At 63.7% G+C, this 18,913-nt stretch carries 23 protein-coding genes; 9 read left to right on the forward strand and 14 right to left on the reverse strand.

Going from position 1 to position 18,913, the window contains the following annotated elements; translation table 11 throughout:
- Positions 1-35: 35 nt before the first annotated feature.
- A complete protein-coding gene (locus EU811_RS02710) occupies positions 36-1,823 on the forward strand; it encodes an ABC transporter ATP-binding protein (RefSeq protein WP_238703275.1) in 1,788 nt (595 codons plus the stop codon).
- Complete coding sequence (locus EU811_RS02715; protein WP_142936966.1) at positions 1,820-3,574, forward strand: ABC transporter ATP-binding protein; 1,755 nt, start codon at positions 1,820-1,822, stop codon at positions 3,572-3,574. The genes EU811_RS02710 and EU811_RS02715 overlap by 4 nt, the downstream gene beginning before the upstream one ends.
- On the opposite strand, the gene EU811_RS02720 is transcribed toward EU811_RS02715, so the two are convergent.
- Complete coding sequence (locus tag EU811_RS02720) at positions 3,557-4,480, reverse strand: spermidine synthase (protein WP_142936967.1); 924 nt, start codon at positions 4,478-4,480, stop codon at positions 3,557-3,559. The genes EU811_RS02715 and EU811_RS02720 overlap by 18 nt on opposite strands.
- Before the next feature lie 117 nt (positions 4,481-4,597).
- Here EU811_RS02720 and EU811_RS02725 point away from each other — a divergent pair, with 117 nt between their 5' ends.
- The gene (locus tag EU811_RS02725; RefSeq protein ID WP_142936968.1) at positions 4,598-4,783 is read left to right on the forward strand and encodes a hypothetical protein; all 186 of its coding nucleotides are present in this window, start codon (positions 4,598-4,600) and stop codon (positions 4,781-4,783) included.
- Positions 4,784-4,850: 67 nt separating this feature from the next.
- Here the strand turns inward: EU811_RS02725 and EU811_RS02730 are convergent, their stop codons facing one another.
- Together EU811_RS02730 and EU811_RS02735 are read right to left on the reverse strand one after the other, a co-directional pair.
- Positions 4,851-5,690, reverse strand: a complete 840-nt coding sequence (locus EU811_RS02730; protein ID WP_142937118.1) for a sucrase ferredoxin — start codon at positions 5,688-5,690, stop codon at positions 4,851-4,853.
- Between the two features lie 110 nt (positions 5,691-5,800).
- Positions 5,801-7,006 carry a cupin domain-containing protein gene (locus tag EU811_RS02735; protein WP_446698033.1) on the reverse strand — a complete coding sequence of 402 codons (1,206 nt, stop codon included), beginning with the start codon at positions 7,004-7,006 and terminating at the stop codon, positions 5,801-5,803.
- A 14-nt stretch (positions 7,007-7,020) separates the two neighbouring features.
- Between EU811_RS02735 and EU811_RS23865 the strand changes: the two genes are divergently transcribed.
- Complete coding sequence (locus EU811_RS23865) at positions 7,021-7,476, forward strand: hypothetical protein (RefSeq protein ID WP_187697065.1); 456 nt, start codon at positions 7,021-7,023, stop codon at positions 7,474-7,476.
- A gap of 6 nt (positions 7,477-7,482) precedes the next feature.
- Here the strand turns inward: EU811_RS23865 and EU811_RS02745 are convergent, their stop codons facing one another.
- From EU811_RS02745 to EU811_RS02755, 3 genes are read right to left on the reverse strand one after another with little or no spacing between them, the layout of a single operon-like run.
- Complete coding sequence (locus EU811_RS02745; RefSeq protein ID WP_142936970.1) at positions 7,483-7,986, reverse strand: GNAT family N-acetyltransferase; 504 nt, start codon at positions 7,984-7,986, stop codon at positions 7,483-7,485.
- Between the two features lie 3 nt (positions 7,987-7,989).
- A complete protein-coding gene (locus EU811_RS02750; RefSeq protein WP_142936971.1) occupies positions 7,990-8,661 on the reverse strand; it encodes an O-methyltransferase in 672 nt (223 codons plus the stop codon).
- 40 nt (positions 8,662-8,701) lie between these two features.
- Positions 8,702-9,034, reverse strand: a complete 333-nt coding sequence (locus EU811_RS02755; RefSeq protein ID WP_142936972.1) for a thiamine-binding protein — start codon at positions 9,032-9,034, stop codon at positions 8,702-8,704.
- A 92-nt stretch (positions 9,035-9,126) separates the two neighbouring features.
- On the opposite strand from EU811_RS02755, the gene EU811_RS02760 reads away from it, so the two are divergent.
- The gene (locus EU811_RS02760) at positions 9,127-9,756 is read left to right on the forward strand and encodes a TetR/AcrR family transcriptional regulator (protein ID WP_142936973.1); all 630 of its coding nucleotides are present in this window, start codon (positions 9,127-9,129) and stop codon (positions 9,754-9,756) included.
- A 7-nt stretch (positions 9,757-9,763) separates the two neighbouring features.
- On the opposite strand, the gene EU811_RS02765 is transcribed toward EU811_RS02760, so the two are convergent.
- The 4 genes from EU811_RS02765 to EU811_RS02780 form a co-directional block, all read right to left on the reverse strand.
- Positions 9,764-10,075: an AzlD domain-containing protein gene (locus EU811_RS02765; RefSeq protein WP_142936974.1), complete on the reverse strand. Its 312-nt coding sequence runs from the start codon at positions 10,073-10,075 to the stop codon at positions 9,764-9,766.
- Positions 10,072-10,803 carry an AzlC family ABC transporter permease gene (locus tag EU811_RS02770; protein ID WP_446698036.1) on the reverse strand — a complete coding sequence of 244 codons (732 nt, stop codon included), beginning with the start codon at positions 10,801-10,803 and terminating at the stop codon, positions 10,072-10,074. Before EU811_RS02770 ends, EU811_RS02765 begins: the two co-directional genes overlap by 4 nt.
- Before the next feature lie 17 nt (positions 10,804-10,820).
- Positions 10,821-11,255, reverse strand: a complete 435-nt coding sequence (locus tag EU811_RS02775; protein WP_142936976.1) for a DoxX family protein — start codon at positions 11,253-11,255, stop codon at positions 10,821-10,823.
- Between the two features lie 98 nt (positions 11,256-11,353).
- Entirely contained in the window at positions 11,354-12,241 is an 888-nt protein-coding gene (locus EU811_RS02780) for a glycerophosphodiester phosphodiesterase family protein (RefSeq protein ID WP_142936977.1), read from the reverse strand.
- A 50-nt stretch (positions 12,242-12,291) separates the two neighbouring features.
- On the opposite strand from EU811_RS02780, the gene EU811_RS02785 reads away from it, so the two are divergent.
- Together EU811_RS02785 and EU811_RS02790 are read left to right on the forward strand one after the other, a co-directional pair.
- On the forward strand, positions 12,292-13,638 hold the full coding sequence (locus EU811_RS02785; RefSeq protein ID WP_142936978.1) for a DUF445 domain-containing protein: 1,347 nt from the start codon (positions 12,292-12,294) through the stop codon (positions 13,636-13,638).
- Between the two features lie 40 nt (positions 13,639-13,678).
- Complete coding sequence (locus EU811_RS02790; protein ID WP_142936979.1) at positions 13,679-14,107, forward strand: VOC family protein; 429 nt, start codon at positions 13,679-13,681, stop codon at positions 14,105-14,107.
- A gap of 90 nt (positions 14,108-14,197) precedes the next feature.
- On the opposite strand, the gene EU811_RS02795 is transcribed toward EU811_RS02790, so the two are convergent.
- The 3 genes from EU811_RS02795 to EU811_RS02805 are packed head-to-tail and all read right to left on the reverse strand — an operon-like array spanning position 14,198 to position 16,591.
- Positions 14,198-15,007: a 5-oxoprolinase subunit C family protein gene (locus tag EU811_RS02795; protein WP_142936980.1), complete on the reverse strand. Its 810-nt coding sequence runs from the start codon at positions 15,005-15,007 to the stop codon at positions 14,198-14,200.
- 35 nt (positions 15,008-15,042) lie between these two features.
- A complete protein-coding gene (locus tag EU811_RS02800) occupies positions 15,043-15,792 on the reverse strand; it encodes a LamB/YcsF family protein (RefSeq protein WP_142936981.1) in 750 nt (249 codons plus the stop codon).
- The gene (locus EU811_RS02805; RefSeq protein WP_142936982.1) at positions 15,776-16,591 is read right to left on the reverse strand and encodes a hypothetical protein; all 816 of its coding nucleotides are present in this window, start codon (positions 16,589-16,591) and stop codon (positions 15,776-15,778) included. The genes EU811_RS02800 and EU811_RS02805 overlap by 17 nt, the downstream gene beginning before the upstream one ends.
- A 199-nt stretch (positions 16,592-16,790) precedes the next feature.
- Between EU811_RS02805 and EU811_RS23730 the strand changes: the two genes are divergently transcribed.
- Both EU811_RS23730 and EU811_RS02810 read left to right on the forward strand, forming a co-directional pair.
- Positions 16,791-16,958 (forward strand): hypothetical protein, encoded by a 168-nt coding sequence (locus EU811_RS23730; RefSeq protein ID WP_165450140.1) that lies wholly within the window; start codon positions 16,791-16,793, stop codon positions 16,956-16,958.
- 78 nt (positions 16,959-17,036) lie between these two features.
- A complete protein-coding gene (locus EU811_RS02810; RefSeq protein WP_142936983.1) occupies positions 17,037-18,353 on the forward strand; it encodes an MFS transporter in 1,317 nt (438 codons plus the stop codon).
- Between the two features lie 31 nt (positions 18,354-18,384).
- On the opposite strand, the gene EU811_RS02815 is transcribed toward EU811_RS02810, so the two are convergent.
- Positions 18,385-18,765 carry an META domain-containing protein gene (locus tag EU811_RS02815; protein ID WP_142936984.1) on the reverse strand — a complete coding sequence of 127 codons (381 nt, stop codon included), beginning with the start codon at positions 18,763-18,765 and terminating at the stop codon, positions 18,385-18,387.
- Between the last annotated feature and the right edge of the window lie 148 nt (positions 18,766-18,913).

Genomic DNA, 18,913 nt, shown 5'->3' on the forward strand with positions numbered 1-18,913 from the left:
GTTCTCGATGTTAGGCAAGCCTTACTATGTTAAGCATGCCCTCCGGTTCCGCCACTACGTCCTGCCCGCCCGGGCTCAAACAGCGAGCACCTTGGACTGTTTCCCGTCTCTTCACCCTCACCTTGTTCGCCAATCGCCGCTGGAGGCTATTGCTTGTGGGCTGCGCCGGACTTGCCCTGCATCAGATCAGCGAGGCTTTGGTGCCGGCAACTATCGGCGCCGCGGTGGACAACGCCATTGAACCGAACGACGTCGGCGCCCTCCTGAGATGGTTGGGCGCCTTGGCTGTGGTGTTCGTTGTGCTTGCTTTGTCGTGGCGCCTGGGCACGCTGGCCACTGAGCGATCCTTCAATTACGGCTCCCATGACCTCCGGCAACTGGTGGTGGAACGGACACTTCACCACCGCGGCATGGCCGCGCGGCGGGCACCCGGCGAAATTGTGGCCATTGCTTCTTCCGACGCCGACAGGGTGGCCGGGCTGTCCTGGCTGATCAGCGGTGGTCTGGCTGCCGTGGCCGGGGTGATCACCTCGGCCGTTACCCTCCTGTTAATCTCGGTACCCCTGGGCCTTGCCGTTCTCCTGGCAACCCCGGTCGTGCTGCTGGTGATGAACCGGCTCACTAAACCGCTCGAAAACCGCAGCGACATGGAGCAGTCCACGGCTGCTCAGGCCGGCGCCCTTGCCACCGATTTCATCACCGGATCGCGACCCCTCAAGGGCCTTGGTGCCGAGGATGCGGCCATCGCGCGCTACCGTGCCACGAGCCGGGAGTCCCTCACTTCCGCCCTGAAAGCCATTCGCGCCAAGTCCGCTTACACAGGAGCCAGCACAGCCCTGTCCGCAGCTTTCCTGGCCGGTATCGCCTTCTTCGCAGCCTGGTTCGCCGTTCAAGGAACCATCACAGTGGGGGAACTGGTGGCCGTTGTTGGCGTGGCCCAATTCGTTCAAGGACCCATGGCGTCATTGGGTTTCCTCAGCGTGGAACTCGCACGCAAACGCGCTTCGGCCGCACGCATCGCAGTCCTGCTTGAGGAACCAAACGCTGTACCCGCCCGGAACGCGGAAGAACGTACGACGGCGGCAGTTGGCTCAGCGGCAACACTCACCTCGCCGACGGAACCAGCGCCATACGGGGACCCAGCGCCGCTGCTCGAACTCAGCGGCAAGGCAGACAACAGCGTGTTCCCGCCCTTTACTGCGTCAATCGGCGAAATCGTGGGCGTCGTTCTTCCGGACGGTGACCAAGCGCGGAAACTCGTTGACACTCTCGGCTTCCGCACACCGGCTCCCCCGGGTCTGATATCCATCGATGGCCGCGATGCCGCCCATCTTGACCCCCAACACGTTCGTTCACGGGTCTTTGCCGACCGCCACGATGGCGTCCTGTTCCGCGGCAGTGTCCGCGAAAACGTGGCGGTGGCCAGCACGGAACTTGAGGAACGCGCCCTGGTGGCTGCCGCCGTCGAGGACTTCGTCTCGCAACTACCGGAAGGCACGGAAACTGTTCTCACCGGGCACGGCCAGAGTCTCTCCGGAGGCCAGCGGCAGCGACTGGTGCTCGGCCGCTCGCTGCACCAGAAGCAGGCGGTGATTGTCCTGCACGACCCCACTACCGCCGTCGATACCGCTACCGAAGCCGTCATTGCCGATGGCTTGCGCAACTTCCCGGACAAGGCCCTGGTGCTGGTGACCACGAGCCCCACACTGCTGGGCATTTGCCATCGGGTGGTGGTGGGCGGAGCCGATGGGCCACCGGAAACCGGAACGCACCGGGAGCTTCTTGCCACGTCCGCCGGCTACCGTGCAGTGGTGGGCTCATGAGCGCGGAAATCCTGCCCATTGCCACGCCACGTGAGACCCGGAGGGCCATGTGGCGCCTGTTGGCGCAACGCCCGGCCAGGCTCACGCTGACCATTGTGGTGTTGCTGGCGGCGTCCTGTTGCGGATTGGCGGCCCCGGCAATTTTGGGTGTGATGGTCAACATCGCGGCCTCTGGCGGGGACGTCATGCCCCTGCTCTGGCTGGCAATCGGGCTGCTGGTTGCTGGTGGACTCGGCGCCTTGCTGGGCATTCTGGGCCAGAACCTGCTGGCGCGGATCTGCGAGGAAGCCCTCGCCGGACTGCGTGAGGAAGTGTTCTCCGCCGCCGTCCGGAAGCCGCTCGCCCAGCTGGAAAAGGCGGGCATCGGCGACGTCGTGGCCCGCGTGTCCGGCGACGTTGAAGCCGTCAGCGAGGCCATCTCTGGCGTGCTGCCGGCGTTCACCAGCGCTGCCTTCACCATCGCCGTGACGCTGCTGGGCCTGGGCGTGATCGACTGGCGCTTCGCAGTGGCCGTGCTCGTGGCGGCACCCCTGCAGGTCTTCACCCTGCGGTGGTTCCTCAAGCGAACCGCGCCCATCTACCGGACCGTTCGGATCACTGAGGCCAGCCGGACCGAGCAGATCATTGAGACCGTGCACGGTTCGCCATCTGTTGTGGCGCTGGGCCTCGGCTCTCGCCACGCTGATCTGGTGGCGGCCGCCTCCCACGCAAACATCGGCCATTCGCTGCGCGGGGTGGGTTACCTGACCCGTTTCTACAACCGCCTCAACCTGGCCGAACTCATCGGCTTGTCCGCGGTCCTGGTGGTGGGGTTCTGGCTTCACGCCGAGGGAACCGTGACCATCGGCGCTGCGACGGCAGCAGCACTGTACTTCTACCGGCTGTTCGATCCGATCGGGCTGGTTCTTGGGCAGTTCGATGAGCTTCAAAAAGCCGCGGCCGGATTGGGCAGGATGTTTGGGCTCACCATGGCTGCGGGGCCATCCACCGCCCGATCCTCGTCACCGGCCGCTGATGCCGGCATCGTCCTGGACAACGTCACCTTCGCCTACCCTGGCCAGCGGCCCGCTCTCCACGGAGTCTCCCTCACGGTGCAACCCGGGGAGCGAGTGGCCATTGTGGGCACCTCAGGCGCGGGGAAGACCACCCTCGCCAAAGTCATCATGGGCTTGGAACACCCTTACAGCGGGACAGCATGGGTGGGCGGGCTGGACTCCGCCGCTGCTGCCCCGTCAGAGCTCCACGAGCGCATCGCCATGGTCAGCCAGGAGGTGCACGTCTTCTCGGGCACACTCGCCCAGGACCTCAGGCTCGCCAAACCGGACGCGTCCGCCGATGAGCTTGCGCAGGTGCTGGAGGCAGTTGGGGCTACTTGGGTTGAAACGCTCGACGACGGACTGGAGACTTCCGTGGGCGCGGGGGGCCACCAGCTCACTCCCGAGCAGGCGCAGCAGTTGGCCCTTGCACGTTTGATGCTAAAAGACCCACCCTTGGTAGTCCTGGATGAAGCTACAGCTGAGGCCGGAACGGGATCGGCCCACATGTTGGATCAGGCTGCCGAAGCAGCCTTGGCCGGAAGGACCTCAGTGGTGATCGCGCACCGGTTGTCCCAAGCAGCCTCGGCTGACACCGTGGTGGTCATGGAGCAGGGGCGGATGGTCGAGTCGGGTTCCCATCAGGATCTGCTGGCAGTCGGCGGGCGCTACTCCCACCTGTGGGAAGCCTGGAACAGTTCACTCAGCCGAAGCTGAAGGGCCCTCCCCCAGCGTCTCCACCGGAGGGTCGTGCCGCACCGGGATTCCTTGGGCAAAAGCACGGACTTTGGCGTCGTCCCAGATGTGTGCCGGGACCCCGCCACCCAGGAGCCTCCGGGCCAACGTGGGGTCGTCGCCGAACGGCGCGTGGCTGCCGGCCATGATCATGTTGCCGTAGCGTCGCCCCTTGAGCATGGCGGGATCGGCAATGATCATGGTGTGCTCGAACGTGTCCGCGATGGTGGCGGCGTCGGCCCGGGCGTTCTTGAGGTCAGGGGCGTCGCCGGAATTGACCACATACAGTCCATCGGGGGCCAGGACTGAGTTCGCATGAGCAGTGAACTCCCTGGTGGTCAGGGCGCGGGGCGTGAAGGCTCCGGCGAAAACATCCCGGATGATGAGGTCCCGGCTGTCCGGGGTAAGGGACTCTGTGACCTGCCGTGCTTCACCCACGCGGATCCGCAGCATAGGTGCTTTGGGGAGGTCGAACCAGCCACGCACATATTCGGCCAGCTTCCCGTCGAGCTCAACAACCACCTGACGCGCTTCCGGGTAGGCGGCATGGAAGTACCGCGCCATGGAGCAAGCTCCCCCGCCCAGGTGCAGGGCACGCAATTTGGGTTTCTGCTCCCGGGGCCACCGGGATTCCACCAGCGCCGCAATCCAGCGCATGTACTCAAAATCGAGGAACAGCGGGTCCGAGAGGTCAATGTGCGAGCTCATGACGCCGTTGATCTTGAGCAGCCAGCCGTTGGAGTTGTCCTGGTCCTGAAGCAACTCGCAATCGCCGGTATCGATGTAATAGACCCCCGCCACCGGACCGTCAGGCCGGGTGCCTGTGGGCACCTCGACGACTCCCGCCGTCGACCTTTGCGACTTACTGATCCTGCCGCGTTTCGCCACTACTTTCGTCCTGCCTGAGTCATGCTCCAAGCCTAGTGGAGCGCTGCATGACCTCTACCCGTCACAACAAAGTAAGGCTACTTACAGTTTTGCCTGTAAGAGCCATATGATCTCTACATGGAACTCGGAGCATCGGTATGGGCGGAGGTGTTGACCGTGGCGGTCGCTTGGCTGACGGTAGTCTGCCTCCTCCTGGCACGCGTGCCCAAACCACCCAGCCTGCTCGACACGTCACTGGACGGCTCGCCCCTGGACGGCTCGCCCCTGGACATGGATCGACCCGAGGAAACGAAACCGCGCTGAGGCTCCGGGGAGAGGTGGGGCCCCGAGGAGAGGTGAGCCCCCCAGGGAGAGGCTGACGGCCGTTTCGTCAGGCAGACCGGACTGACGTCGGCTCGTAAACCACAACAGAACCCGTCGACGGCGCCAAGCACGTGAGCTGGCTCGGCACGGAGCGGCGGGCCAGCAGGTCCACCGTGATATTCGCCGGGCGGGGCGGCCTGCCGGTGATCTGAACACGCCACAGTTCGCCGTCGCGCACGGTTTCCGTGACCACATAGTGGTGCCGGCCGGCAGGACCGAAACGGGCCAGCACGGCCACAATGGCCGCTTGTTGCACCGGGGAAAGGTCCGTGTACCCGCGCAAATACTCTGCGTGGATGCGATCGGAGAAATGACTCTCAATCGTGGCTACGGACGACTCGGCGTCCAGACCTCCGTAATACACACCGTCCGGAGCCAGCACGGCGTTCGCAGCGAACCTGTCACCGCCAACATGGGAGCACTCCCACACCAGGTCCGGCCAACGCTCGCCCAGCGCACGCCCCACCGGCCGGCCACGCACTGCGCAACAGGGATCATGCCGGCCATGCGCGCAGATCAGGATGACCGGCGGGAGTCCAGGGTCTCCGGGGGATGCCAATGCAGGAACGATCCCCGCGAGGTCCGCATCCTGCTCCCACGATCCCCAGAGCTGCCGATGGGCGCCGGAGCTCTCATAACGCAATACTGCCCAACGTTTTGGACCGTGCCGCGGGCGGGGGCCTGGACGTCGCACTAAGAGGACCCTTGCACCAGCCGTCCGGGCTGCCGTGGAAACGAGGGCTTTGGTTCCGGCCTCAAGATCAAGGCCTTCGAAACCACTGGGCGGCCATCCGGCCCGATGCTCTATGAGGACCCAGACCGTGCCCGGTGACGCCGTGCCTGCCATCGAGTCGCCGCGCACGCGGGCGCTGTTGGCACAGAAGAAACCTGGAGTTGCAGCCACCGGGGACATCACGGCTCACCGTCCCTGTTCATCAATATCAATGTTCATCAATATCAATGCTCAGCGGGGACGAGGACTCCTGCGCGCAACAGCCTTTCCACGAGTTCAACCCCTAGATCCTCTGCCAGGTGCTCTCCTCCGTCCAGCAGGCGTTTCACGGACGGCAAATCGGCCTCGGGGAAGTCGAGCCACCCCACGCGGGTATTCAGCCGCGAGCCCTCGAGCCGGGCTTCCAACGCGTCCCGGAGTCGAATCAGCGACCCTGGCCCGAGGCGCTGAACAGCTGCGAGCTGGGCCACCGGACCAAGCGGGGCCGGACGCCCCTGCCCCCTCCGTGCGCGCTGGAACTGGGAGCTGGTATCAGCCTCAAGCACGGCGGCGGCAAGGCGTTCACGGATAGCAGCGAGTTCCCCCTCGGGTCCATCCACGCCCAGGGGCAAAGATCCGCGCATCTCCGGGTCATCGCACAGCGCAGCAAGCGCGGCCTGCGCGAGCTGTTCGGCCAGCGCATGGCGAGTCCACGTGTGGACTCCCAACGTGAGGTGAATCGAAACTTCGCCCTGTGCCTGAGCCGCATGCAACCAACCACGCGGGAGATAAAGGACATCGCCGGGCTCGAGGACCGTGTCAATGTAAGCGGGGCCTTGAGCAGCCTCGACGACGTCCGAGCGGCGATCGGTCCACGGCTGGCTACGCAACGGGTCCACGTGGACAGGCTCGTGGATAATCCAGCGCTTGGTTCCTTCGATCTGCAGGACGAAAACGTCGTGAACATCGTAGTGGTCGTCGAAACCGCGGTTCTGAGGCGGCGTGATGTAAGCGTTGGCCTGCACAGGATGCCCCAACTCGGTGCTCAACTGAGCGCTGAAGCGTGAAACTGGATCCCACGTTCGATGCAACGCCTGCAGAACAAGGGTGGCTCCGTCAGAAAATTTGCGCCACAGGGCGGTGTCATCAAGCTGGTCCGAGATGGTGGCCCCAACGCCCGCCGGGGACGTGAAAGAGGATTCGGGAAGCGTGGAGCCGCCCTTGGCTACCCGAAGAAAAGGGGTGCGCAGACCGCGACGCGAAATCAGTTCGTCAACGGCGCCGGCAGAAAACACGTCGGAGAAGTCGCTGACACCGCGGCTAAGCAGCGCGGTGCGCCCCCAGACGTTGCCGGCAAACTTTTCGAGGCCGACGTCAATCAGTCGTGTTTCCAGGACCCCGGCGCCCTTCACGGCGCCGGGCCCCGGGAAATCAGTGCTGGTAGAGCTCAAATTCAGCTGCCCTGTTGTTCGGCGCCGCCATCGGCACCGCCGTCAGCGCCGCCGTCGGCACCACCGTCAGCACCGCCGTCGTGAGTGCCGGGGACGCCAGCCGCGCCACCGTCCGCGGGGCCTTCAGCACCGCCATCGGCACCACCGTCAGCACCGCCGTCGTGAGTGCCGGGGACGCCAGCCGCGCCACCGTCCGCGGGGCCTTCAGCACCGCCATCGGCACCGCCGTCGGCACCACCATCAGCACCGCCGTCGTGAGTGCCGGGGACGCCAGCCGCGCCACCATCCGCGGGGCCTTCCTGCTGGTTTGGATCCTGCTCTGGATCAGTCATGCTTCCTCCCGAGAATCGAATGGCGTACTCAGGCTCCGATTTCGGCGCCCGCTTTCAACCCGGGCGATCTTCAGCCGCACCGCCCGTGATCACCATATCCATATGGGTCAGCTGTGGGAACAGCTTGGGCGGATGTGATTCCCGCTAAGACACGACGCCGGGACGCACCATCCGATGTTCCGGCAGGGAGTACCAGGACGGGTCGCAGAGTTGGCGCTTTCCGTCCGGCACAAAACCGTTGCGCCGATAAAAAGCCTGGGCGCGAGGGTTGTCATCCAACACCCACAGGTAAGCAGGTCCGTCGCCGATCAAGGCCTTCACCAACGCCTGCCCCACACCCCGTCCATGAACGCTTTCCAAGGTGTAAAGCATGAACAGCTCCCGTTCGCATGGTCCGTCCTCGTCTTGTCCGGGACCTGCGGCGCCAAGGCCCACCAAGTGGCCGTCGGGGTCATGGGCCAACATCCGGGTGTGGCCCGCAGCGATGAACGCCCGGTACCGTTCGATGCGGTCCGGCAGTGCCGCTTCCTGCTTCTCGAAGAACTCCGGAGGCAGCAAGTGCCCGTAACTCTCCTTCCACGACTGGACGTGCATGTGGGCCATGGCCTCGGCATCGTCAACCGTTGCCGGGCGAATCGTGAAATCCATCGGCTACCGCACCCTGGCTATCGCGAAGCCGTCCCAGCCCTTGCTGCCGACCGTCTGGATGGCCGTGGCATCGAGGCGCGGATCCTGGCCCATCTTTTCCAGCATCGCCACGATGCCCGGCGCGTTATCGGGGTCACGTGCAGGCTCCAGGATGGCCCCGTCCCAGATGACGTTGTCCACCACAATCACCGTGCCTGAGCGCCCCAAGCGGATAGCCCAGTCGAGGTAGTTGGAGTCGTTCTCTTTGTCGGCGTCAATGAAAACGAAGTCGAACGCTTCCTGCCCCGCCAAGGTGGGAAGGGTGTCCAGGGCAGCGCCCACCCGGATATCCACCTTGTGGCCCACACCGGCGGCATCAAGGTTGGCGCGTGCGACGTCCGCGTGCTTTTGGAGGAATTCGCACGTCACTATCCTGCCGTCGTCGGGCAGCCCCTGTGCCATCCACATACTGCTGAACCCTGCCAGGGTCCCGATCTCCAGCACCCGCCTTGCACCGGACATCTGCACGAGCATCCGGAGGAGCTTTCCCGCGTTGGGGGCGACTTCGATTGCCGGCATGCCGGCCTCCACGGCGGATGTCACGGCGCGCTGATGCGCAGGATCAGGACGAACGACGACGTCAGTGAGGTAACGTTCGACGTCAACCCAGCCTGGCTCGGTTACGTGTTCAATCATGGCCCCCAGTCTGGCACTCACCGCACCTTGGGGGAAGGATCTATTCCGTGGCGGAAATAGCCTCTTCGAGCCGTTCAACCTTGCCGGTCAGCTCACCGCTGTAGCCGGGCCGGATGTCTGCCTTGATGACCAGGGAGACGCGGCTGCCGTAGCGGCCAACCGCCTCGGTGGCGCGCTTGACGACGTCGAAAACCTCGTCCCATTCGCCTTCGATTGTGGTGAACATGGAGTCCGTGTGGTTGGGCAAACCTGACTCGCGGACAATCCTGACCGCGGCAGCGACGGCGTCGTGCACGGAAGCGTCAGGGGTTGGTCCCCCGTTGGCGGCGGAAGCGGGCTGGCCCGAAGGGGCGACTGAAAATGCAAGCAACATGAAATCCAGTGTTTCATGTACCGGTTTGTCATATAAGAACGTACTCCCGCGTAACAACGGACCCGAGGCGCTCCATTGCTACCCTGACAATCATGGAACAGCCCTCTGAACGCAAGCCCCTCAGGGCCGACGCCGCACGAAACGTGGACAAAATCATCACCGCCGCCCGGCAGTGCTTCCGGGAACACGGCCCGGAAGTACCGCTTCAGACCATTGCCGCCACCGCTGGAGTTGGCCCCGCAACGCTGTTCCGCAACTTCTCAGACAAAGAGCAACTGGTGCTCGCAGCACTCTCACGTCAATTGCGGCTGCACGTAGACCCGGTAGCCGCTGAAGCAGCGCAAGGTATGGACGCTGCCGAAGGACTCATCAAAGTCATCGACGCCGTGATGCAGGTAGCGAGCGAGGACGCGAACCTTCTTGGCGCCGTTGCCGGCAGACGCGGGCTCCTGATTGGAATCACCCGAGGCATCATCGGTTCCATGGAATTCCTCCTCAAGCGCGGTCAGGACCAAGGCTCCCTGCGGCGCGATATCACCATTGAGGACATGGTCCGGCTCGTCGCCATGCTGATCGGCGCCGTGGACACCATGGAACCGGGATCAGCAGCGTGGAAGCGTCCCGTGGCATTGATTGAAGACGCTATCCGGACCGAGCGGCCGTCCCGGCCCCTTCCGGAACAGTCAGCCATACCCGGCGTGACGCTGACCGAAGTACACTAACCGCGTTCTACCCCCAGCCCAGCAGCCGCAGCAATGCTGCGGCTGCTGCACCTGAAATCACGACGACGAGGAACGGCGCGCGCAGCCACAGCGCGACGGCGGCAGCAACCAAGGCGCCCATGCGGGCATCGAGGACCAGGCCTTGTCCCGACGCCACGGCGTTCACCACGGTCAGGGATGCCAGCAAGCCAATGGTCATGGTGCCGGCGACGTGCATGATCCTCGGGCTCTCCAGTAACTTGGCCGGCACGAAGTAGCCCACCAGCTTGGTCAGATACGCCAGCGCACAGGCAATGAGGATCCACAGCCAGAGGTTCATTTTCCGCCCCCGCGCTGGTGCTTCTCCGCATACGGATCCACGTCCGGTTCCAGACCTTCATCCAAACGTGCGTGGCTGAACCAGCCGATCACTCCGGCCACAACTGCGGCCACCAGAATGGGAACACCCGAAGGAACAAACGGCACGGCCAGGATAGTCGCAAGCGCACAGGCAGCGGCGATCGCCCAGGGTTCGCGTCCCTTCAAGCGTGGCCACAACAGAGCCAGGAACGCCGCAACGGCAGCCCCATCCAAGCCCCACTGTTTGGGATCACCCATGGCGTCACCAGCCAACGCACCAATGGCCGTAAAAATATTCCACAAGATGAATATTCCGATTCCGGCTGTCCAGAACCCGCGTCGTTGCTCGTCGGGATCCGACTGACCGGACGCCGTCGCCGTCGATTCATCTATGGTGATGTGCGCGGAAACGTAACGTTTCCACCCGCTGGGGCGGAGCATGGCGTTGATCTGCATTCCGTAAATGCCGTTGCGAAGACCCAGCAACGCGCTGGCTGTCATGGCCGCAACTCCGGAGCCGCCGCCGGCAACCACGCCAATGAAGGCGAACTGCGAACCGCCGCTGAATAGCAGGAGGCTCAGCACCATCGTCTGCCAGAAATCAAACCCCGACGCCACCGACAGGGCACCGAAAGACACCCCGTAGAGGCCGGTCGCAATGCTCAGGGACAGCGCCACCTTGAAGGCCGGGGAGTCCTTGAGCCTCATAGGAAGAGCACTGCTGCTCATTTCCGCAGGCTCCAGGACCACAGGATGAGCGGAATCTGCAGAGGCAAGCGGAGTGTGTGGATACGCCGTTCGGCGGCCGTGCCCTTCGGACCGTAGGCGCGTCGCAGAGCATCTATATGCCCCGCAAGGAATGCAGTGAACATCGCTGTAGTGGCATCCGCGGCTACCTTACGGGTGCCGGGGATCAGGAGGCCGACGCCGGCAGTCACCTCAAGCAGGCCCGACGTCGCGATCCATTCCTCGCGTGACATTACTGCCAGCGGGCCATTCGGACGACTGCCGGGCTCATCCTTGCGGCACAGGTAATCCGGAACCACCGGGTAATAGAACCTGGGCGTGCGGAAGTGCTTCGCGGCGCTGGCCAGAAGCAATGCGCTCAGAGCGACTGCGGAGGTGGTTCGGGTTGCTTGGGCTGACCAGCGAAAAGACATGAGACCACTCAATCACAGGCGGGGTGGCACCCAAAGCCGGACCCAACTGAGTCGCAGCAGAGCGCGTTTTGACCGCTCAAAACGCGCTCTGCTGCGATCTACTTGGACACCATCAACTGTGCGAGCACCTGGGCCGGCTTGTTGGTGGTGATCTCGTGGATGCCGAGTCCCTGACACAGGGCCACGTCCTTCTCCGAGTCAACGGTCCACACCCGGAAGATGCGGCCGGCCTCCAACCAGCGCTGAACGTTGCGTGCATGCTCCCTGACGTATTCAATGCCAGGGCCCGCAATACCTACCAAGCCCTCATCCAGTACACGCTCCGCATCCTCTTGAGTTGCCCTCATGACGTTGGCAACAGCCCCTCCGGTGAAGAATCCCAGACCAAACTCCTCACGAATTTCCTTCGCCGTGAAATTGTCCACCAACTGGCAGATGTGCTTCCCGGGAACGGTCTCCAGCAGGCGCCCCACCGAGTCCGAGTCGAAGCTCATGAAGGAGATGTGGATGTTTTCCAGCCGTGACTCCTCCGGCGTCCAGCCCTCCTCTTCCAACAGGGCAAGAACACGATCTTCAAGTTTCAGTCCGTAGGGACTCGGGTGTTTGAGTTCAATGGCCAGGCCAATTTCGCGTCCAGCCTCACGCAAAATGTCCAACAGGTCCGGCAACGTGAGGAACTGATCCGACACACCCCCATAAGCCTCAGGGATCCGCGCACCCTTCCATGAGGAGAAGTCCAAGGCGCGGAGCTCCTCAAGAGTGCGCTCCGCAACCGGACCTGTCCCGGTGGACGTGCGGTCCAGGTCTGCGTCGTGGAGCAAGACGAGATGCTGGTCCCGGGTCAGGTGGATGTCGCACTCCACGCCGTCAGCGCCATCGGCAATGGCCTTCAGATAGGCGGCCCGGGTGTGCTCGGCAAACGCAGCACTGGCGCCGCGATGTGCATAGACCTTGGGCCGGCTTGGGGCGAAGTCGTCGCTAGTCATGCAGACACGTTAGCCCACACCGCTGCATGCTCGGGGGCTACGCTGGGCTAATGCAGGTGAACTCTGAACGAATCCCAACCGACGACCTCACCAACCCCAATTCCACCACTGGCGCCGTGCTCCCACGCAGGGCTTCCGGCGTCGTCGCTCCCCCCACAGGAGACATGGAAAAAGCGGCAGCATTGCTCCGCATGAAACGGTTGGCCCTGGCACTACTGATCGCCATGGCGGTGATCTTCACGGTGGCGTTCGCGTTCCAGAAGCAGTACCCGTGGCTGGAATACGTCCGGGCGGCGGCCGAAGGCGGCATGGTGGGCGCCTTGGCCGACTGGTTCGCCGTCACCGCCCTGTTCAAGTACCCCATGGGCCTAAAGATTCCGCACACTGCAATCATTCCCCGCCGAAAGGATCAGATCGGCGAATCCCTCAGCGACTTCGTAGAAAGCAATTTCCTGTCCCAGGAGGTTGTGCAGGACAAGTTGGCGAGCATCGACATCGCACGCAAAGCCGGCACCTGGTTGTCAGCGCCCGGCGGTGCAGAGCGCGTAGCCAAGGAAGGCGGCGCGGTGATCCGTGGCGCCTTCACCGTACTGAATGACGACGATGTACAGGCGGTCATCGAGGGCATGGTCCGCAAGCACCTGCTCACCCCGCCATGGGGACCACCCGTGGGCCGCATGGCCGAACGGATCTTCGCTGACGGCCACCACCACACTTTGGTTGACCTCCTGGTAGACCGTGCGGCCGACTGGGTGGACGCCAACCATGCAACGGTGAACCGGCTCGTCTCGGATCGCTCACCCCTGTGGGTGCCGACGTTCGTGGACGGCCTGGTTGGTGACCGGGTTTACGTGGAACTATCCAAATTTGTTCGCGCTGTGCAGGCGGACCAAAACCACCAAGTACGGCAATCGATCGACGCCTACCTTGCAGACCTGGCCCAGGACCTGCAGCATGATCCCGCCATGATCGAGCGTGCCGAGTCCATCAAGGCACAGATCCTTGGCGACCCCGAGGTCCGCGAACTGGCGTCCCGCACGTGGGGAACGGTAAAGACTGCGCTGCTCAACGCCGTCGACGATCCCCACAGCGAACTGAGCCAGCGCTTCAAGAGTGCCGTCCGCGACTTCGGCACGCGCCTGGTCAACGATGACGAACTGGCCGGCAAAGTGAACACCTGGATTGGCGATGCTGCCGGGTACCTGGTGAATACGTATCGCTCGGACATCGCTGGCGTCATCTCCGATACCGTAGCCCGCTGGGACGCCGAGGAAACATCGCAAAAGATCGAGCTTCAGGTGGGCAAGGATCTCCAATACATCCGCATCAACGGAACCGTGGTGGGCGCCCTGGCCGGCTTGGCGATCTTCACTGTGGCGCATCTGCTGTTTGGCTAAGGCGCTGGAGCTATGAAGTCTGCCTTGGTAGCTTCAACGCATGCCTATCAAACTTGAAAACGTCGGTATTGCGGTTCGGGATCTCGAAGAAACCATCGCCTTCTTCACGGATCTGGGGCTCACAGTCTTGGGCCGGGATACGGTCAGCGGTCAGTGGGCCGACACCGCCGTGGGGTTGGACGGCAACCACGCAAAAATCGCGGTGCTCCAAACCCCGGACGGCACGGGCCAACTTGAGCTCTTCGAATACCTGCACCCTGACGCGATAGAGACAGATCCCACCCTTCCCAACGAGATCGGCATGCATCGCGTGGCTTTCTCGGTTGACGACATCGACCACGCCCTTGAGATAGCCGCCAAGCACGGATGCCACCCGCTGCGCGGTGTGGCGAACTACCAGGACGTCTACAAGCTCACGTATCTTCGCGGCCCCAGCGGGATTCTGGTCATGCTGGCGCAGAAACTCTAAAGGGAGACACGTCCATGCCACGCACCCTGATTGGGAACATGTGCTGTGGCACCCGGACGCGGTTCTGTGGGCGGAGCTGAGCTTTCCCCCTCAGCCCAAAAGATGCACCATTTGTCCAGGCCTGGCTTGGCCGATCAGGTCCAGGTCCTCGTCCCGGACCACTGCGATGACCGGGGACTCGGCAGTACCCGGGTGGCCGGCCAGGGCAACAACAGGAAGGCCCGACGGCGGCAGCAGGACAGAGCCCGATATTCGCGGTTGGGGTTGGCCTGATTCCGTAGCGGCATCCAAAGAAGCAGCAGCACCGTCAAGTGGTCGGCCAGCGAGCCGCGCACCCACCCGATCCGATTTCGGCGAGAGAATCCAGGGTTCACTGGTCAATCGAAGCCACGTACCGGCGTCGAAGTTCGTTGCCTGCGGCCCGCGCGAAATCCTGACCACCACCGGGCGTTCCGGATCCAAAGCACGCCGGGCGGGGTGGTTCACCTCGGGGAAACCATGGGCAAGCGGACGCCCGAACGTCAGAGCCGCACCAGCGCGTAGCGCCTCTTCTTGCGCCACCTCTCCTTGCGCCAAAATTCCGCCTTGGACCCCCACGTAGTAGCGGAGACCAAACAGGGCAGGGCCGAACTCAAGCACCGCTCCGGGAGGGACACGAACCGCTTTGTTCAGGGGAAGTTCCTTGCCGCCGAGGGCCACCATGCCCTCGGCGCCGGTGACCGCCACGGCCGAGCCCGTCACGAACCTCAGCTTCAGCCCACCCAGCAGCACCTCAAGTCCGGCTGCAGCGTCCGGGTTACCCAACAAGGCATTGGCCAGATGCATGGACGCGCGGTCCAGTACCTTCTCCAGGCCCAGAACCAGCGTGCTCGATCCCGGCTCCACCACTACCGCACCCATCGGACCTCCCCAGTCACACGTTTACGGACACGGATTTATGCGAACGCTTCAATCTCAACGCCGGCCTTCTCCAAGCCCTCCCGAACCGCAGCAGCCATGTTCACCGCGCCGGGCGTATCGCCGTGGATGCACAGCGAATCGGCCTGCACTGGCACCACTGTTCCGTCTATGGCCAGCACTTCCTTGCGCGTTGCGAGCCGCACGGCCTGGGCAACGACGGCGTCAGGGTCATGCAGCACGGCACCTTCCTGAGTACGCGGTACCAGCGTCCCGTCCGGGAGATAGGCCCGGTCAACGAATGCTTCGCGGAACACCGGGTGCCCGGATTCCTCAGCGAGGGTAAGCCACGCTGACCCCGGCAAACCCAGGACCGGCAGCCCGGGATCGTAGGCGTGGACGGCCGCCACTACGGCTTCGGCCTGCTCAGCGTCGCGGACGATCCTGTTGTAGAGCGCGCCGTGGGGCTTCACGTAATCCACTGAAGCTCCCACCGCGTGGGCCATGCCGTCCAAGGCGCCCAGTTGGTACAGGACGTCTCCGAACAACTCATCGAAGGTCATGTCCATGGAACGCCGGCCGAAACCAGCCAGGTCCCTGTACCCCACGTGGGCGCCGACGCGGACATCCAGTTCGAATGCTGCACGGCAGCTGTCCAGCATGGTGAGGGGATCCCCGGCGTGGAAGCCGCAGGCCACGTTGGCGCTGCTCACGATGCGGAACATCGAGGCGTCGTCTCCCATGGTCCAGGAGCCAAAGGACTCCCCCAGATCAGCGTTCAGATCCACCGTTACCGCCTTCCAGCGTTGTGTTCAGGGCATTCTTTGGTGCGTTCGGGAGCAGCTCGCCCGGCACGGTATCCGGGAGCGGACCGAATGCTTCCTTGGCTGTGGACACCACGGCCCGGCCCATCATCAGGTTGCCTGCACCACCTACCACGGCGCCCACGCCGAACGGCAGGGCGCGCCCGAGGAACGCGGTACCTTGCCGTTTCAGGAGGTTTTTCAGGAACGCACGCTGGATGGAGTCGCGGATGACGCCGAATCCACTACCTGGAATCTTCTTGGTCAGCGTCCGGCCCCATGCGTTGGTCACTCCTTTGCCACGACCCAGCGACTGGCCGCTCAGGGCACCCAGCATGGACGTGCCCTCTTCTCCCAGCATGATGGCCATGACCATGGTTTGAGCACGGACGGGATCGGTCAGCCGGATCCCGTGCAGCTCCGCCAAGGATGAGGCATAGAGCGCGGTGGTCTCCAGGAAGCCCACGGTTGCGAGCGCGGATAGTCCAAGCGACGCTGCGGTTCCAATACCAGGCACGACGGCGGTAGCTCCCACCGCTGCACCCCCGCCGGAGATGGCAAGCAGGTAGTGGCGTTCCAGTTTGGCGGCAAGCTGAGCCGGTGAGTCATTGGGGTGCCGGCGTTGAAGCCTGCGAAGGTTTGCCAGGACCAGGGGACGCTGGACTTCCACAGCCTTCAGCAGCACATTGTGCACTCCGGGCTTGGTGTTGCCTTCAGCGTCAAAGACTGCGTTGTGGGCTGTTTCCTGGGCGATCTTCACCGCCGGGTTGGGGCGCTTGGGCATCTTCACCTCTCCTTGGCAGTTAGTCGTTTCACGGGGAACTGCTTGCTTCAGCCTATGCCACGCCCTCGCTTTGCGAGACACGGTAAAGGCCGTATGTGGACAGTATTCCGCGGAGAGCGGACCCCCATCGACCATCCTCCGGGCGTAAACTGGGATGCACTCACGGAAGCAGTCCAATCAAGGACAGGGAGTATCCGTTATGAACGCCTCGGACAGGAACGAACATGCCGTCCGGCACCACGCCGACACACCGGCGGAGGGTGAAACTGAAGGCTGGGTTCCGCACGATACCGGTTTGCACAGCCAGGACCCCGCAGAAGGTGCGGACATCGACGACGACGACGCGCCGCCGTCGGGCGCTTCCTAACTGGAGTTTCCTCCCGGACCCGGGTTCGGTAACCGGGGTGCCAGGCACGCCACCAACACACAGGTTTAGGCTAGTGAAATGGCCTCGCTGAGAGCGTTGCGTCCCTTTGCACACCGGGAATTCCGGGTGCTGATTTCCGCGCTGTCCATTTCCATCTTCGGCTCCGGTATGTGGGCGGTGGCGATGGTTTATGAGGTGATACACCTTGGCGGTGGCCCGCTTGAACTGTCCTTGGTGGCCACCGCAGCCAGCATCGGGTTGGTGGGCTTCGTCCTGGCCGGTGGCATCGCGGCGGACCGGTTCCCGCAGCGGCTCCTGATCATCGCGGTGGAGGGCGCCAATCTGGCTGTCATTGCCACCATCACAGCGCTTGCCATGTTCAATGTCATTGAACTGTGGCATCTGGCCGTGGGTGCTTTCGTCATAGGTGTGGGCCAGGCATTCTTCTTCCCCGCGTATTCGGCCATGCTCCCGCGGATCCTGCCCGCCGACGATCTCCTGGCGGCAAATGGCCTGGAAGGAACAGTTCGGCCGGTTTTGCAGCAGGCGGCCGGTCCGGCCATCGCGGGAATCCTGGTGGCAGTGCTGTCCCCGGCCCATGCAGTGGCCGGGGTGGCCGTTTGCCACCTGCTGGCGTTTGGGATGGTGAACCTCCTGAGCCGTCAAGCGCCACTCGCTCCAGGCTGGGGTGACGCTGGACCGGACGCTGCAGCGACTGGCAAGTCCTCACTATTGAAGGACCTTCGGGAGGGATTCAGCTATACCATCCGCACACCGTGGCTTCTGTGGACCTTGATCTGGGCCTGCCTGTCCGTGCTTTTCCTGATTGGCCCCATCGAGGTCCTGCTGCCGTTCGTCGTCCGCGATCAGTTGGGCGGCGATTCGAGGACGTTCGGCTTCCTGCTGGCAGTCATGGGGGTAGGCAGCGCCGCGGCCGCGCTGGCCACGGCAACGGTCCGCCTCCCCCGGCGCTACCTGACGGTGATGGTTGTGACGTGGGGCTTGGGTAGCCTCCCTGTGGCCGCCATAGGATTCATGGACAATTTCTGGGTGCTCGGCGCCGCCATGCTGATCTTCGGTGCCACCGAGGGAGTCGGCATGGTCATTTGGGGGACACTGCTGCAACGGCGGGTGCCACGGCATTTGCTGGGCCGGATTTCGAGCCTGGACTTCTTCGTTTCGCTGGCCTTGATGCCGGTGTCCATGGCGCTGGCCGGGCCCATGGCCGAGGTAATTCCTATCTGGCTCATCTTCTTCGTTGCCGGTTTGGTGTGCCCCATCATGGCCTTCGTGGCGCTCTTCGCAGCACGCATGATGACCGACGAGATTGAGAACCCCTTGTCCTCCAGCACCGCGGATCCGGAATCTGCAGACACCCAGCCGGACTCCGTATAGTTCGCTGCCTCGGGCTCCAATCGGGTTTCGGTTACTTGCCGGGAGCGAGCGTCCCGATAACCTCCCCGCCCTGGCCGAACACAGCCAACTTTCCGTCTTCCTGGATCTTGGCCGTCGCGGCCTGCGAAAGCCAGGTATCGACGCCCTCGCAGGCCATGCGGGTGGACGCGAAACCTCCGAACGAGATGGTCTTGCCGTCCTCTTTCCACGTTCCCATGAGCCTGTTGCAGCCATCTGTTCCGGTGGCACTGCCATCTGAGGTGAGGTCCAGGGAGGGTTGCTTGGAATCGCTGGTGTCACCCCAGACACCGACGAAAGGACTGGTGCCGCTTCCGGCGCAGCCTGCCATCACGATGGCAGCAATGAATGCCAGGGAAACAGCGCGGAGGATGCGGGGCTGGATGTGCGCCATGCGGTCAGTCTAGGTTTGCGCAATCCGGCAGTCTACCGGATCGTGCGGTCGGCCGCGACTCAGACGACCGACCGCACTAGCCCGGTTTACGCAGTGATGGCGCCCCGGGCGGGCCCCAGAACCCGCCACACCCACCACTGCAAACTCC

This window comes from Arthrobacter sp. TS-15 (assembly GCF_006964045.1).
Classification (GTDB): Bacteria; Actinomycetota; Actinomycetes; order Actinomycetales; family Micrococcaceae; genus Arthrobacter.

What these genes read in the sequence shown, in the direction of transcription:
- EU811_RS02810 (WP_142936983.1), top strand. Translation starts at nt 17,037, where the DNA reads ATGGCCTCGCTGAGAGCGTTGCGTCCCTTTGCACACCGGGAATTCCGG.
- EU811_RS02755 (WP_142936972.1), bottom strand. Translation starts at nt 9,034, where the DNA reads ATGTTGCTTGCATTTTCAGTCGCCCCTTCGGGCCAGCCCGCTTCCGCC.
- EU811_RS02750 (WP_142936971.1), bottom strand. Translation starts at nt 8,661, where the DNA reads ATGATTGAACACGTAACCGAGCCAGGCTGGGTTGACGTCGAACGTTAC.
- EU811_RS02790 (WP_142936979.1), top strand. Translation starts at nt 13,679, where the DNA reads ATGCCTATCAAACTTGAAAACGTCGGTATTGCGGTTCGGGATCTCGAA.
- EU811_RS02715 (WP_142936966.1), top strand. Translation starts at nt 1,820, where the DNA reads ATGAGCGCGGAAATCCTGCCCATTGCCACGCCACGTGAGACCCGGAGG.
- EU811_RS02775 (WP_142936976.1), bottom strand. Translation starts at nt 11,255, where the DNA reads ATGTCTTTTCGCTGGTCAGCCCAAGCAACCCGAACCACCTCCGCAGTC.
- EU811_RS02780 (WP_142936977.1), bottom strand. Translation starts at nt 12,241, where the DNA reads ATGACTAGCGACGACTTCGCCCCAAGCCGGCCCAAGGTCTATGCACAT.
- EU811_RS02760 (WP_142936973.1), top strand. Translation starts at nt 9,127, where the DNA reads ATGGAACAGCCCTCTGAACGCAAGCCCCTCAGGGCCGACGCCGCACGA.
- EU811_RS02805 (WP_142936982.1), bottom strand. Translation starts at nt 16,591, where the DNA reads ATGCCCAAGCGCCCCAACCCGGCGGTGAAGATCGCCCAGGAAACAGCC.
- EU811_RS23730 (WP_165450140.1), top strand. Translation starts at nt 16,791, where the DNA reads ATGAACGCCTCGGACAGGAACGAACATGCCGTCCGGCACCACGCCGAC.
- EU811_RS02765 (WP_142936974.1), bottom strand. Translation starts at nt 10,075, where the DNA reads ATGAACCTCTGGCTGTGGATCCTCATTGCCTGTGCGCTGGCGTATCTG.
- EU811_RS02815 (WP_142936984.1), bottom strand. Translation starts at nt 18,765, where the DNA reads ATGGCGCACATCCAGCCCCGCATCCTCCGCGCTGTTTCCCTGGCATTC.
- EU811_RS02725 (WP_142936968.1), top strand. Translation starts at nt 4,598, where the DNA reads ATGGAACTCGGAGCATCGGTATGGGCGGAGGTGTTGACCGTGGCGGTC.
- EU811_RS02745 (WP_142936970.1), bottom strand. Translation starts at nt 7,986, where the DNA reads ATGGATTTCACGATTCGCCCGGCAACGGTTGACGATGCCGAGGCCATG.
- EU811_RS02770 (WP_446698036.1), bottom strand. Translation starts at nt 10,803, where the DNA reads ATGAGGCTCAAGGACTCCCCGGCCTTCAAGGTGGCGCTGTCCCTGAGC.
- EU811_RS02795 (WP_142936980.1), bottom strand. Translation starts at nt 15,007, where the DNA reads ATGGGTGCGGTAGTGGTGGAGCCGGGATCGAGCACGCTGGTTCTGGGC.
- EU811_RS02710 (WP_238703275.1), top strand. Translation starts at nt 36, where the DNA reads ATGCCCTCCGGTTCCGCCACTACGTCCTGCCCGCCCGGGCTCAAACAG.
- EU811_RS02785 (WP_142936978.1), top strand. Translation starts at nt 12,292, where the DNA reads ATGCAGGTGAACTCTGAACGAATCCCAACCGACGACCTCACCAACCCC.
- EU811_RS02730 (WP_142937118.1), bottom strand. Translation starts at nt 5,690, where the DNA reads ATGGCAGGCACGGCGTCACCGGGCACGGTCTGGGTCCTCATAGAGCAT.